The following is a 14,037-nucleotide window of genomic DNA, read 5'->3' on the forward strand; positions in this document are numbered from 1 at the left end:
GGTCCCCCCGCAGCATGCGTGTCGTGATCAGCAGGGTCTTAACGCGAAATCCAAATCGAACAACTGGCGTGCCGCAGCACATAGCGAGACACGCTGCCCAAGAACCAGCGTCCCAGCATTCCCCGCTCGGTATCTCCCACGACCAGGAAATCGGCGTTGTGGGAGTCGGCAAAATCAACGACCGCTTGCCCCACATGCTCGGCTTCAATCACATGCGAATGCGTATGGGGCGTCACGTGGGCCAGTGCTTGGGCGCCCGTCGCGGCCGCTTTAGCGAACGCTTGTCGCATTTCAGCTCGCGCTTCGACGACGTTCGGCAACAGGTCTTGGCGGAACGTGCGAATCACTTGGCAAATCGCCACCACGTCCAGTTCAATTTCGCGGCTCAGCCGAAACTTGCTAAAGTGCTCGACCGCTTGGATGGATGATTCCGAGTCATCAAACCCAACCACGACACGGGCCCGACGCTCAGGCTCGCTTTGCAACTTTGTGGGGCGGACCACTAAAGCGGAACAAGGTGCGTGCGTCGCCACGTAGTCGCTGACGCTGCCCAGCAAGATCCGATCCAACGCCGTGTGTCCCTTGGCACCAATCACGACCAAATCGACCTGTTGCTCACGCGCTTCAACGACAATTTCATGCCCCACCAGACCTTCGCGAATCACGCTTCTGCGAATCGCCTCGGAGTCTGCGAACATCGCATCAGTCTGATCGTGGATTTCCCGAGCATGCTGTTGCTCCCGCTCGATTAATTCCGGCAACCAACTTTCCACCGAAACCATGCCGCCGACTTCTGGCAACTGAATCACAGTCATCAGAATAACTTCCAGCTGTTGTTTGGCCGACATCTGGCTGACTAACCAAGCTGCTTCCTGAGCACCTTCCGATCCATCTGTGGCAAGCAATACTCGCAGGGTCATAACTCTAACCGCCGTTGGTTCAACGTATACAATTGAAAATCACTAACATCTAGTTGCTTACAGTCGCTTTGTTTTCGCCACCCACCGGGCTCGCATCACTATGACAGCTGTTTACGTTGTTCGGCAAGTGACCAAGATCTATCCCATGGGCGAAGTCACGGTGCAAGCCCTGCGCGGCATCGATCTGGAGCTGGAAGCGGGTGAATTTGTCGTCATTCTTGGTCCCAGCGGCAGCGGTAAATCGACGCTCCTGAACATTCTTGGCGGGTTGGACGTGCCCACAACCGGCACGGTCCACTATCGCGATATCGATCTTACCACAGCCGACGATGCCGCCCTCACCCAATTTCGTCGCCAACACGTGGGCTTCGTCTTTCAGTTTTATAATCTGATCCCCAGCTTGACGGCTACTGAGAATGTCGCCCTCGTCACCGAAATCGCCGCACAGCCCCTTGCCCCCCGAGAGGCGCTGCGGTTAGTCGCCCTCGAGGATCGCGCCGACTTTTTTCCTGCCCAACTCTCGGGCGGACAACAGCAACGTGTGGCGATCGCTCGCGCCATTGCTAAAAATCCCGCCGTGCTGCTCTGCGACGAACCGACCGGTGCCCTCGATGTGGCCACCGGTATCACCGTGCTCGAAGCGCTGCGGACCATTAACGAACAACTCGGGACCACAACTGCCATCATTACGCACAACGCGGCGATCGGTGGGATGGCTGATCGGGTGATCAGTCTGCATGATGGGAAGATTGCCACCAGCCATCGCAATCAACAAAAACTGGCCGCTGCCGAAATCGTTTGGTAACGCCGTTTGCTGGTTAACTGGTAACTCGTCAGCCAATAAGCTTGTCCGCAACAAATCGGAGAAACGCGTTTGTGATCAGCTCCTTAAATAAAAAACTCTTTCGCGAGCTGGTTGCGGCAAAGGCACAGAATTTTGCGATCGCCACCGTGATCGCTTCGGGAGTTGCCGTTTTTGTGATGGCCCTGGGGGTGCTCAGTTTTCTCCAATCCACGCGGGATGCCTACTACGATCGTTATCAATTCGGCGATGTCTTTGCCTCCCTGGTCCGTGCCCCGCAGCCTGTTGCCGGCCAGTTGGCAATGATCCCAGGCGTGTCTCGCGTGCAGCATCGCATTGTGACCGACGTGACGCTTGATGTTCCTGGTCTCGCGGAGCCGGCGGTGGGGCGTCTTGTTTCTTTGCCCCGCAGCGGTCAACCAGTGCTAAACCGCGTGTTCGTGGTCGCCGGAAGGCTGCCCGAACCGCATCGCTTCGGTGAAGTCTTAGCCGGGCAATCATTCGTCGAGGCAAACCAGCTTGAACTCGGTGATGAAATCTCCGCCATCATCAATGGCCGTTTTCAAACGCTGCGAATTGTCGGGGTTGGCATTTCACCGGAGTATGTGTTCCAGATTCGCGGCGGGGATATCTTGCCCGACGACCGTCGCTTCGGTGTCTTCTGGATGGGCCGCGAGGGACTCGAAGCGGCGCTCGATATGACGGGAGCCTTTAATGATGTCTCCCTAAAACTATTGCGTGGAACGCGTGAAGTGGAGGTCATTGATCGGCTCGATGCGATCTTGCAGCCCTATGGCGGCGTTGGTGGAATTGCGCGTGCCGATCAAGTCTCCGCCAAATTTCTCAATGATGAAATCAAACAACTTCGCGCCACGGGAATTGTGGCTCCGGTAATTTTTCTCGGCGTGGCCGCTTTCCTGCTCAATATCGTCTTGACTCGCAAGATCATGGCGGAGCGCGAGACGGTCGCCGCGCTGCGAGCGTTCGGATACACCCGTTATGAGATTGCTTGGCACTATCTTAAATCGGCTCTCGCCGTGACCATCGCGGGCGCTTTGCTGGGGACGGTTGGCGGATATTTTATGGGTTCCGGGTTGGCGCGATTGTACGCCGAGTTCTATCGTTTTCCGGAATTCATCTATCGACCTAATTTGATGGTCTTCTTGCCCGCTACCGCGATCAGCCTGTTGGCTGCCGTGCTTGGTACCGTGCGGGCGATTTGGTCGGTCTTGCAACTGCAACCGGCGGAGGCAATGCGGCCCCCTACCCCGGCCCGTTATCGTTCCGCGTGGATCGAACGTTGGGGCCTCGGCTTTTTGCTGCCGCTCTCCGGTCGCATGATCATTCGCCAACTCAGTCGACGGGCGATCGCCTCGACGTTGGCAACCATCGGTATCGCCTGCGCCGTCAGCGTGATGTTGTTGAGCGCGTTCGCGCCCGACGCACTCGATTACCTAATTCACTTTCAATTTGAACTAGCGCAACGGCAAGATGTGCAAGTCGTCTTAAAAGAAGAACAAGCCTCCGCGGTCAATTTTGACTTTGAGAAACTTCCGGGAGTACAAGCGGTGGAGCCGTTTCGAGCCGTTCCCGTCGATCTCACATTCAAACATCGCGGCCACCGCACCAGTATTCTGGGGCTGTCGGATCGGCGCGAGTTGTATCGCCTACTCAATGATCAAGGCCGCCCAATTCGCTTGCCTCCCGGTGGCGTGGTGCTGTCGGAACAATTGGCAAAGATTCTCGCGGTGCAACCGGGTGACACGGTTCGCGCTCAGGTCTTGACTGGTGAGAAGCAGCAAGTGGACCTAAAAGTCGGTGCGGTGGTAGCCGAGTTCGCCGGAACCAACGCTTATATGCGGATGGAAAACTTGTATCGCATGTTGGGCGAGGGACAACGTGTCAGCGGCGTCTTTCTGGCGGTCGACTCTCGTCAGGCTGATTTGCTGTATCAGCAACTGAAGCGTTTGCCGGCGGTCGCCTCTGTTTCCGTAAAACGCTCTGCCATCGATCAGTTTCGTGACACGATTGCCGAGAACACTTTGAAAATGCAATCGTTTACGATATTTTTTGCCAGCGTTATCGCCGTCGGTGTCGTCTACAACACGGCTCGTATCTCGCTCGATGAACGGGCGCGTGAATTGGCCACGATGCGCGTGATTGGCTTTACGCGGACTGAGATATCCATTCTCCTGCTCGGTGAATTAGCCGTGTTGACCATTGCCGCGATCCCCTTGGGATGGTTGCTGGGATACGCTTTTTGTTGGGCCATGGTGGCTGGTTTCGAATCTGATAATTTCCGGATACCGCTTGTTTTGGAAAGATCGAGTTTTGCTATGTCCGCAGTGGTTACGATGCTAGCGTCATTAGCCAGTGGGTTGTTGGTGCGCCGCCGACTCGATCGCCTCGACTTGGTAGAAGTCTTGAAAAGTCGCTGAGTCCATTCTGTAAGGTTTGCGAAATGTTGTTGATGATCTCCTTGCCCCGCGTTGGCTGGCGAAAACTGTTTTGGGCAGTCGTCGCCATGCTCACGACGGGCGCCTTGATTTATGCACTGCTGCCGCAACCACTGCTGGTTGATCTCGCGACTGTGACGCGTGGACCTTTGCAGGTGACCGTCGCCGACGATGGCATCACGCGGATTCGTGAACGTTACGTTGTCTCCACGCCTTTGGCAGGTCGTCTCCTCAGAGTGACCTTCGATGTGGGGGATAATGTTGTTGCCGGGGACACCGTGCTGGCCAGGATGCAGCCAACCCACCCAGATCTGCTCGACCCGCGAGCGGTAGCCCAGGCTCGCGCGCGGGTTAGCGCCGCGGAAAAACGCCTCGCCGCTGCCCAGGCAGAATTAGCTCGCACGGAATCTGCGCTTGATTTTGCCGAGCGTGAAGTCGGCAGGTTGCGACGCTTATCCGAACAACGCGCGGCCGGCGCCTCGGAACTGGAGCAGGCCGAATATCAATATCGCGCTCGCTTGGAAGAAGTCCGCGTGGCCGACTTTAACGTCGATATCGCACAGTATGAACTGCAACTACAACGTGCCGCCTTACTGTTGACCGCGAATTCGGAATCGCTCGATCCGACACCCCCGCAAACGCCCGCCGAGAACCCCGCGGAAGATGCGCCCGATGCAGCGACTCTTGATGATTCAGCAATCCCCAATGCTTCAGCAGGGAATACTTCAGCAGGGGATTCCGCAACGGTGGTCGATATGGAGCTGCCCATTTTGGCTCCCATTACGGGGCGTATTTTGCGTCTCTATCAGGAGAGCAGCGCAGTGCTGGCTGCCGGTGCCCCATTGATGGAGTTGGGCGATCCCACAGACCTGGAAGTGGTCGTCGATGCGCTCTCCCAAGATGCCGTGCAGATCAAACCCAATTCCCCCGTCTCGTTTGACAATTGGGGGCGTGAACAACGCTTGCGGGGGCGAGTCAGGCGTGTTGAGCCATCTGGCTTTACGAAAGTGTCGGCGCTTGGCGTGGAAGAACAACGTGTGAACGTCATTATTGATATTCTCGATCCAGTCGAGCAAAGATTGCCGTTGGGGGATAACTTCCGCATCGACGCCAACATTGTTATATGGCAAGCGGATGATGTTTTACAGATTCCCACCAGCGCGCTGTTTCGTTGGCGAGGTCAATGGCACGTCTTTGTCTTTAAAGACGGGGTTGCCAAACAAGTTCCCGTCGAAGTGGGGGAAAACAATGGGCTGCAAGCTCAGATCGTGCGGGGAGTTGAAGCGGGAGAACAGGTCATCGTCTATCCCGGTGACGCCGTCGCCGATGGCAGCCAAGTTGCCCCACGTCCCCAGTCCTAAGCACCTCCGCATAAGTCATTCAACCAAACGGAATCAGCCGGCCCGGTTTACGTCCGGTTCCGAGAAACAGTGAGTTTGCGCTCAACGGCTGATATAACTTATTCGGTGCCATGTTTGTTAGCATCTACCGAGTATTTAAGTGGTTGCCATGGTATTCCGCCCGCTCGTTGGGTATGCCTGCGCAAGGCATCAGAGAGTTGGTTGAAGATTTGCCGCTGGTCGTTTGCCAAATCTGTCGTTTCTCCTGGGTCTTGCTGTAAATTGTAAAGCTGGAGTGGCTCATAGGGTGAGTTTCTCATCAACTTCCAAGGGCCCCGGATAATTGCCTCATAACTCTTTCCGCCATAACGTCGGCCACCCTCGCGTCGCACAAAATACAACTCTCGATCAGCGGGCATCTGCTCACCATGCAACAACGGCAGCAGGCTGACCGCGTCTAGATCCGTGGGAAGTTTAGCCCCCGCCAATTCCACCGCGGTGGGAAACAGATCAAATACTTGACCGTTGTAGTCACTCACGGCTCCCGCGGGCACCACCCCTGGCCAACGAATCATAAAGGGGACGCGAATCCCGCCGTCATAATGACTCTGTTTACCATCTCGCCAAGGATCGTTGTTTTGCGCATGTGCCAGCGACCCACCGTTATCAGCGGTGAAAGCGACGAGCGTGTTTTCGGCTAAACCTGTCGCTTCCAAGGTGCTGAGCACTTGACCAATTCGGTCGTCGAGGTGTTCCACAAAAGCGACATTCTTGGCGCGGGCGGCGGAAAGCTGTGGTGCTCGCTGACGCACCTTTGCCAGCCACTCCGCGGGAGGTTCAATCGGGAAATGGGGTGCATTGAAAGCGAGGTAGAGAAAGAAAGGTTGCTTCGGTTGTTGAGATCGCTCACGCAGATAATCGCTGGCCCAATCGGCAAACAAATCCGTCGCATGCCCAGGGGGATCGATAACATTTTGGTTGAGTCGCATATAGTTGTTATCGTGGCGACGATGGGTCAGGTAGCTGTCCATCATGTCGCCAAGAAACCCGTGGAAAAACTCGAATCCTCGCTCGTTGGGCGTGTTGGGCGATTCCAAGCCGAGGTGCCATTTGCCAATGATCGCCGTGCGATATCCTGCTGCCCCGAGCACATTGGCTAACGTCGGCACGTGGGGGCTAAGGTAACCCCATGAGTTTTCGGCTTGCGTGCGAATGACCCCCGGGACGCCGACGCGATCGGGATAATATCCTGTCAGCAGCGCGGCTCGTGAGGGGGAGCAAACGGTGCAATTCGAGCGCATATTTTTGAACAACATCCCCTGCTCCGCCAAAGCATCGAGATGAGGCGTTTGCACGTCACTGGGATGGTAAGTCGAAACGTCGCCGTAACCCTGGTCGTCGGTGAAGATGATTAAAATATTGGGGCGGTCGGCGGCAAAGCTTTGGCTGCTGGTGGTTAGTAACCAGCACATACTGATGCCCAGTGCCAAGCAAAGGTGTTTGTTCATCGTGCTCTGGATTGTTATCGAGGAATCAAGGTGACAAGTTTGAGTGTACTCGACTTTTAATCGGCATGTAGCCGAGACGTTTGGCTGGGGCGGCCATCTACGGGGCTAGGTTAATCGTTGAAATCGCTGCAAACCACCCAGGCTATCGGTGCGAATCGGGCTCATCTGCTCCGCTCCGTTGGTTTGTTTGCCTCTCGGCTATTCACGGCCAAGAGTTTCGTATTAGTGCCTATCCTAACGCCTATCTGAAAACCGTACAAAAACGTGTTTCAACAACAGTGGTTGAGCCGCAACGATTTTAGGTGGGGTTTTAGTTTGTGCTCCCGTTGAAGGTTACACCGTTGCAAACACTTCCCTCCGATACTCTGCTTTCGCCAGCGGAACCGACCTTTCCGCTGCACCTCCCCTCCCAGCAGTCCGCGACTGGAACGGGCGGCGTTGTTGGTAAGGTTGGCAACGAAGGGCAGCCGGCACTGCGACTGCCCGCTGAAATATGGGGACTGTTGCGTTGCCCACGCTGTGCGGAGTCATTGGAGTTCATGGACAATCTGTTTGTCTGCCAGTCAGCCGATTGTGAATTTCATTATCCACTCAGCCGCGGCGTGCCGATTCTGGTCGATCCCGAGAAGAGTGTTTTTGATCTGGAGACTTTCCAACGCCAAGAGCCAACCTTCTTCCGCCCCGTCAGCGCTTGGCGTGAGAAAATTAGCAGTTGGTTACCCGACATTTCGCGCAACGTGGCTGCCGACCAAGTCTATCAGAGCTTTCGTCAACAATTGCTGGCCGACTGTCGTGAGCGAGTGGCAGTCGGGGAGACGGCGCCCGTGGCGAATGTGTTGGTGGTTGGTGGTGGAGTGACCGGAAGCGGTATGGAATGCCTGCTCGACGATCCACAGATTAGGTTGATTGAAACTGACGCCGCTGTGGCCCCGCGGACCCAGCTGATTTGTGATGCTCACGATTTGCCGTTCGCGGATAACTCCATTGATGGGGTGATCGTGCAAGCGGTGTTGGAACATGTCGTCGATCCACAGCGTTGCGTGGCCGAGATCCATCGCGTCTTGAAATCTAACGGATTGGTCTATTCCGACACTCCGTTTATGCAGCAAGTGCATGGACGCCAATACGACTTTACCCGTTTTACTCGCCTCGGTCACCGCCGACTATTTAGAAATTTCGCCGAGCTCGACTCCGGCATTACTTGCGGGCCGGGGATGGGATTGGCTTGGAGCTTGAGGTACTTTGCCATGAGCTTCTCCGATAACCCACGGTTTCGCGCGGTGGTCTCCGCGGCGGCTCGGTGCAGCCTGTGGTGGCTGGCTCGTCTTGATCCCTGGCTCTGTCGACGTGAGTCAGCGAACGACGCAGCATCGGCCTTTTACTTCTTGGGAAGCAAGAGTGACACTCCCTATTCGGATCGCGAGCTGTTGGCCAGTTACCGCGGTGGGCAAGGAAATGGCTGATGAAAAGGAAATGGCCGATCTCCACCAAGTCGTTTTAGCGCCGACGTAAATGTAAACGGAGCTGTGCGAGAATCATTGGGCGTTGCCATGCCAGTAACCAAGGGCCAGTGATGCTAATGTTTTACGGATAAACCGTAGGAGGCGATCCGATCGCGGACTTTTCCTCGTGTGATACCAAGTATCTCGGCAGCTTGCGATGTGCTGTCGGTGTGGGGGATGCGCAAAGCTCTTGTGGATCTCTCTGGAAAGGTTTTCCGGAGCAATGACTGTTGAAAATGCATTGATTACCATTCTGTGCACGACAGCTTGTAACTGTCGTCCGTTGCCTGGCCAGTCGTAGAGGGGCAACATCTTCAAAGCATCGGATGCGATGCCCTCGAATTCCTCGCGGCCGAGTTTCTTTTTGGCACGATTGAGAAAGAGCCGGATCAGTGGAGGAATTTCATCGCGGCGGTCATCCGCATTCTCCGTCGCGTGATTTCATTGCCACTTTCTTGAGTAGGCGACACCCACCCGGTCGGTACCGCCGCTAGCATGGCGACCAAACAAGCACTATTTGTGCCCTGATTGAGCAGCCAGCTGAAAGAACGGTTTTCGCTGGTGGTACGAAGTTTGCAGGCTGAGCGAGCTTGCAAGGTTTCGCAAGTTGGTTGGTAATTGACTTTGGGCGGGCCAACTTTTTTGCAACGATTAAGCCGTTAATTGGTTAGAGAGACCGACGAGCAAGTGTGAAAAGCTACGGGGCCAGCAACTATTCTGCGGCAGATGCGCGATCATCGACCAAACAACTGGGGCCGCTGAGATATACAAAATTCTGCCGCAGGTATCGCGGCGGTTACCGCGCAAGAATGCACCAAATACCAATGAGCGAAGCAAAACGTCCCACCCAGCTCCCAGCTAACGCTCCGTCTGCTCGGCTACAGCCATCAGGTCAACAGCGTGTTGATGCGTCCGTCCAGGGTGCTGCTGCGGCTGGCGATCAAGGCTCCGGCAACGAAGCCCGGGCATTTCCCGTCGTCGGGATTGGCGCTTCGGCCGGAGGGCTAGGAGCACTCGAATGTTTTTTTCAAGCGTTACCGCCACAGCCGGCGGCCGCGTTTGTCGTCATTCAGCATCTATCGCCCGATTTCGACAGCCACATGAAGGAGATTTTGGCGAGGCATTCCCAACTGCCTATTGCCGTTGCCGAGCATGGCATGTTGCTCAAGATAAATCATATCTATTTAATTCCCCCAAAAATGGAAATGGAGATCCAAAATGGTTTGCTATCGCTTTCACCGCGTGCCAGCGAGGGGCCAGTGCGGCCGATTGATCGATTCTTCAATTCCCTTGCTCGTGATCTTGGCCGTCGCGCAATTGCCGTGGTCTTGTCCGGAACTGGCAGCGATGGAACTCAAGGTGTGCAGGCGGTGCACGCCTACGGAGGTCTGGTGATGATTCAAGATCAAGCGAGCGCTCAGTTCGTAGGAATGCCTCAGAACGCCGAGGCGACCGGCACAGTCTCTTTGTGCTTGCCGCCGGCGGAGATCTCGCAGGCGCTGGTTCGCTACCTCAAGAATGACTTGCAACTCGATTCCGCCGAGCAAGGGGCCGAGCAAGGGGCCGAGCAAGGGGCCGAGCAAGGGGCCGAGCAAGGGGCCGAGCAAGGGGCCGAGCAAGGGACCGAGCAAGGGACCGCGAAAACACCCAAAATGCCAGCTAGCCAAAGGGCTTTCCGGTTACTCAAAGAAGCATTTGGCGTTGATTTTTCCTGCTATAAGACAGGCACGATTCAACGCCGCATCAGCCGACGGCAAGCGTTGCTGGGGATCGATACGACGGAGGCCTACGTCGATAACATTGAGCAAGACAGCAACGAACTGAACAGACTTTATCAAGATTTGCTGATCAATGTCACGCGTTTTTTTCGTGACCATGAAGCTTTTGAGCAACTCGCGAGGGAGGTGATTCCCCGAGTTGTTCGCAACCATCGCAATGGTATCATTCGAGTTTGGGTGGTCGGCTGCGCCACGGGTGAGGAAGCCTATTCCCTCGCCATGTTATTCGACGAGGAGATTCGCCGTCAGCAAGTACCCGCGGAACTTAAACTATTTGCCACCGATGCCCATCGCGAGTCCCTCCGGATTGCCTCACGAGGAATCTACGCTGAGGAACACATCGCTGGGATCACGGCCGAGCAGAGAGAACGTTATTTCCGACCACAAGGGGATGAGTTTCAGGTTTCCAAAGCACTCCGCCAGATGATCGTATTCGCACCTCATAACCTTATTCGCGATGCGCCATTTACTCAGCTAGAACTGATCTCTTGCCGAAATCTGCTAATCTATCTACGCCCCGCTGCACAACACAAGTCGCTGAGAATGTTTAACTTCGCGCTCGCTCCGCGGGGTTTTCTCTTTCTCGGCCCCAGCGAGACTCCTGGAGAAGTCGCCGAGTTTGAACCGGTCGATCGTCGCTGGCGAATCTATCGAAAAATCCGTGAGATTCGCCATCGGCTCGAGACGTCCGCTGTTTTCTCAGCCAACAGCGCAGGCAATCCTCCTCACGCACCGGCCATCCCCGATCATGCCAAGCCTGAGCTTGCCCTGCTGTCCACGTATGATCAACTGCTAAGCAGGTACATGCCTCCCGGAGTTTTGCTGAATCAAGAGTTTGAAATTCTTCGTATTTTTGGCAACGCAGCCAGATTCTTGCGATTTCCCCAAGGCAGGATGATTTCCAAGTTAATCGACGTAGTGGTTCCCAGTCTTCGCCCCACCTTGCACGCCGCCCTGCTTCACGCCCAAAGGGAGGGGGGGGTGGTGAAGTATCGACGTGTGCATTATCGAAACTCCGGCGGAGACGAACTGTTGACCCTGGTGGTGGAACCCTTTGTTGACTCCAACACTAAGGAAGGTCAGCTGTTGGTGCTGCTGCAGCCCGAGCAAGAAATCAGCTTTCCACGGGCGGACGGTGATGAAATCACTGTGCCCAACGCATCCGAGCTTCCTCTGATGACGTCAGGCGATCAGATAACTGCGCTCGATTCATCCTCCGCAGTCAGCGTGCTGGAGGGGGAGTTGCAATCAATGCGAGAAAACTTGCAGGCCACGGTCGAGGAGATGGAAACTTCCCATGAGGAACTTCAGGCCGCTAATGAGGAATTGGTGGCTTCTAATGAGGAACTGCAAAGCACAAATGAAGAGCTGCATAGCGTCAATGAGGAGCTCTACACGGTAAACGGTGAACATCAACGACGCGTCGAGGAGCTGACTCAAGCCAACGACGACATGGATAATCTACTTGCAGCAACAAAAGTCGGTGTGATCTTTTTAGACAGCGATTTGACAATCCGCAGATTTACTCCTGAAACTGCTCGTGTATTTCAATTGCTGGAACGTGATATTGGTCGACACATTGCTAGTTTTTCACAGGAGGTCCATTATCCTGATCTGATCAACGATTTGCGGGAGGTGTTGGGTTCTCGAGTGCCAAAAGAAATCGAAGCTTGCGACCGATCTGGTGAAATCCTCCTGCTTAGGCTGAGTGTTTACAAATCCAGTATTGGTATTGAAGGGGTTGTTATCGCCTTGATTAACATCAGTTCCTTGCGTGAGGCTCAGCGGAGACTGCAGCGCGCTCAGTTCATGGCGGAATCAGCGACTGATGGTTTTGCCTTGATCGATAAGAGTTTCAAAATCTCTTACGCGAACTCGGCACTGGCGGAAATGCTCCGCTATCAGCGTAGCGAGCTGGACGAGTTATCACTGGAAAGACTGATTGAGTCATCTGCGGTGGAGTTGTTTCGCAGGTTGGTTGATTCCAATTCAGAGACAAATCGAAAATATCCCTTCCAAATTGATTTGGTGTGCCAGGATGGCAACCTGCTGCCAGTTGAAATCAGTCCCAGTATGCTAAAATTTGAGGGTGAGCACTACTTGTTCCTCTGTATTCGTGATGTTTCCGAACGTGAAGAGCACCGCTCTCAGCTTGAGCAAATGGGACGGATTGTCGACGCGGCCTACGATGCAATCATCGTTTGGCGTCCCGTCGACGGAATTCGTTCCTGGAATACCGGCGCTAAGGATCTGTATGGCTATCAAGCTGCAGAGGTCGAGGGACGCGATGTGCACGCGTTGTTGCAAACACAGCACAGCCTCTCCTGGGATGAGGTTCAAAATGAACTCGCCTCTGCAGGGCAATGGACTGGTACCCTCAGGCAAAAAACGAAATCCGGCCAATCAATCATCGTTTCCAGTCGGCACCAACTGCTGCGGGGCCCGGGCGGCACGGCGCGAATCCTAGAGATTAATCGTGATATCACTCGGGAACGACACGCTCAAGAAAAGCTTGAGGCGGCAAAACAGGAGGCTCAACAAGCGAATCATGCAAAAAGTGAGTTCCTGGCAAGTATGAGCCACGAGTTGCGAACTCCTTTAACGGCGGTTTTGGGGTTCGCAGATTTGTTGAACGCCGAACTCGATAGCGAAAATCAGCGGGAGAAATTACGCACGATTAAGAAGAATGGCGAATACCTACTGGCTCTACTGAATGACATTCTTGATCTTTCAAAAATCGAGGTCGGCAAACTTGAAATCGGTCACGATCCCGTCGATCTGCTTTCGCTGGTTCGGGACGTCGAGTCACTGATGAGTATCCGCGCCGTCGAGGAGGGAATTCCGCTGACTTTTTCCTTCGATACACTCGTTCCAAAGTTGATATACTCCGACGCGATTCGGATTCGGCAGATTTTGGTAAACCTGATCAGTAACGCTCTTAAGTTCACCTCCGTAGGGAGCGTTACCGTCTTGATCCGCCTTCGCTACGATGACGTTCGTGGTGCTGAACTTGAATTCGAGGTCCGCGACACCGGGATCGGCATGACGGAAATGGAATTGCAGCGTCTGTTCCGACCCTTCGAGCGTGGCTATCGAGCACGCCGCCAACAAATGGGTGGTACCGGACTGGGGCTAAACATAAGCAAACGTCTCGCCAATCGACTCGGCGGTCACATTCGTGTCGCCAGTAAACTTAATCAGGGAAGTCAGTTCACGTTGGCGTTAGGGCTCGACGATAGTGAAATCGCGGACCTCGTCGACGCCTCTCAGCACTTGCACGCCCACGCAAGGCCAGCTGAGCATCAGCAACCAGCACAGTCCCCCATCAACGCCCGAATTCTCTTAGCGGACGACCGCCGAGATATCTGGCGAGTCGCCAGGTATTTCTTGGAGAAAAACGGCGCCCGCGTCACAATCGCCGAGGACGGTCGACAAGCTGTCGATTTGGCTGTCGAAGCCGTCGAGCAGCAAGACCAGTTTGCAATCGTGCTGATGGATATGCAGATGCCAGTCATGAATGGACAAGAGGCCATTGCCGAACTGAGACGACTCAAGTTTACCATGCCGATCATCGCCCTGACTGCGGATGCCATGGAGGGCGAACGCGAAGCTTGTATTAAGATTGGGTGTGACGATTATTTGCCAAAACCCATTGATGGTCCCAAACTAGTGGCCACAGTCATCAAGCATCTTGCCGTTCGTTAGCATTTCAACGTCATCCCCGGCTGTTG

Annotated in this window: 7 protein-coding genes and 1 pseudogene; 5 read left to right on the plus strand and 3 right to left on the minus strand. The window is 54.9% G+C overall.

The annotated features are described in order from the left end of the window. Positions 1-38 precede the first annotated feature (38 nt). Entirely contained in the window at positions 39-920 is an 882-nt protein-coding gene (locus SH139x_RS04770; protein WP_488354144.1) for a universal stress protein, read from the minus strand. Positions 921-1,020: 100 nt separating this feature from the next. Here SH139x_RS04770 and SH139x_RS04775 point away from each other — a divergent pair, with 100 nt between their 5' ends. The 3 genes from SH139x_RS04775 to SH139x_RS04785 all read left to right on the plus strand — a co-directional run bounded on the left by SH139x_RS04775 (position 1,021) and on the right by SH139x_RS04785 (position 5,539). After that, entirely contained in the window at positions 1,021-1,725 is a 705-nt protein-coding gene (locus SH139x_RS04775; RefSeq protein ID WP_488354145.1) for an ABC transporter ATP-binding protein, read from the plus strand. A 71-nt stretch (positions 1,726-1,796) separates the two neighbouring features. Beyond that, a complete protein-coding gene (locus tag SH139x_RS04780; RefSeq protein WP_488354146.1) occupies positions 1,797-4,160 on the plus strand; it encodes an ABC transporter permease in 2,364 nt (787 codons plus the stop codon). Positions 4,161-4,192: 32 nt separating this feature from the next. Then, entirely contained in the window at positions 4,193-5,539 is a 1,347-nt protein-coding gene (locus SH139x_RS04785) for an efflux RND transporter periplasmic adaptor subunit (RefSeq protein WP_488354147.1), read from the plus strand. A gap of 98 nt (positions 5,540-5,637) precedes the next feature. On the opposite strand, the gene SH139x_RS04790 is transcribed toward SH139x_RS04785, so the two are convergent. After that, positions 5,638-7,026 (minus strand): sulfatase family protein, encoded by a 1,389-nt coding sequence (locus SH139x_RS04790; RefSeq protein ID WP_488354148.1) that lies wholly within the window; start codon positions 7,024-7,026, stop codon positions 5,638-5,640. 341 nt (positions 7,027-7,367) lie between these two features. On the opposite strand from SH139x_RS04790, the gene SH139x_RS04795 reads away from it, so the two are divergent. Then, entirely contained in the window at positions 7,368-8,489 is a 1,122-nt protein-coding gene (locus SH139x_RS04795; protein WP_488354149.1) for a class I SAM-dependent methyltransferase, read from the plus strand. Between the two features lie 72 nt (positions 8,490-8,561). Here the strand turns inward: SH139x_RS04795 and SH139x_RS04800 are convergent. Continuing rightward, a pseudogene (locus SH139x_RS04800) lies at positions 8,562-8,933 on the minus strand (AAA-type ATPase lid domain-containing protein); the annotation flags it as partial. A 419-nt stretch (positions 8,934-9,352) separates the two neighbouring features. On the opposite strand from SH139x_RS04800, the gene SH139x_RS04805 reads away from it, so the two are divergent. Then, positions 9,353-14,011, plus strand: coding sequence for a chemotaxis protein CheB (locus SH139x_RS04805; protein WP_488354150.1), 4,659 nt, complete (start codon positions 9,353-9,355; stop codon positions 14,009-14,011). Positions 14,012-14,037: the final 26 nt, after the last annotated feature.

Source organism: Kothea flammea (assembly GCF_052161645.1).
Taxonomy (GTDB): domain Bacteria; phylum Planctomycetota; class Planctomycetia; order Pirellulales; family Pirellulaceae; genus Laterigemmans.